The organism is Shigella sp. FC1567, assembly GCF_001743015.1.
Taxonomy (GTDB): domain Bacteria; phylum Pseudomonadota; class Gammaproteobacteria; order Enterobacterales; family Enterobacteriaceae; genus Escherichia; species Escherichia coli.
On the sequence record NZ_MIIV01000352.1, the window covers coordinates 1 to 694 of the forward strand.

Sequence of the window (694 nt, forward strand, 5' to 3'; positions counted from 1 at the left end):
GGATACGGAGGACGGTTGTGGCGCACGTCTTCGGTGAACGCACTCTGGCCACACTGGAGCGTCTTCTGAGCCTGCTGTCGGCCTTTGAGGTCGTGGTATGGATGACGGATGGCTGGCCGCTGTATGAATCACGCCTGAAGGGAAAGCTGCACGTTATCAGCAAGCGTTACACTCAGCGCATTGAGCGACATAATCTGAATCTGAGACAACATCTGGCAAGGCTGGGACGGAAGTCACTGTCGTTCTCAAAATCGGTGGAGCTGCATGACAAGGTCATCGGGCATTATCTGAACATAAAACACTATCAGTAAGTTGGAGTCATTACCGCCTCGCTGAAGCTTACGTAACCCACCACCGGCATCCATTCGTTCTTCAGACTCCTGAAGAAGCGTTCCATTGGGCTGTTATCCCAGCAGTTTCCGCGCCGGCTCATACTCTGTCTGATCTGGTATCGCCACAATAACTGCCGGAACTGCCTGCTCGTATAATGACTGCCCTGATCGCTGTGGAACATCACCCCGCCGGGCTTACCACGGGTTTCCCATGCCATTTCCAGCGCTTTCATGGTGAGCCTGCTGTCCGGCGAGAACGACATGGCCCAGCCCACTGGTTTTCTTGCGAACAGGTCGAGAACAACGGCGAGGTACGCCCAGCGCTTACCCGTCCAGATACAGGTCACATCACCGCACCACAC

Annotated in this window: 2 pseudogenes; one reads left to right on the plus strand and one right to left on the minus strand. The window is 55.0% G+C overall.

From position 1 onward, the window contains the following. Positions 1-311, plus strand: a pseudogene (locus BHE85_RS17640) (IS1-like element IS1X2 family transposase); the annotation flags it as partial. Between the two features lie 14 nt (positions 312-325). Here the strand turns inward: BHE85_RS17640 and BHE85_RS17645 are convergent. Beyond that, positions 326-694 (minus strand): annotated as a pseudogene (locus BHE85_RS17645) (IS3 family transposase); the annotation flags it as partial.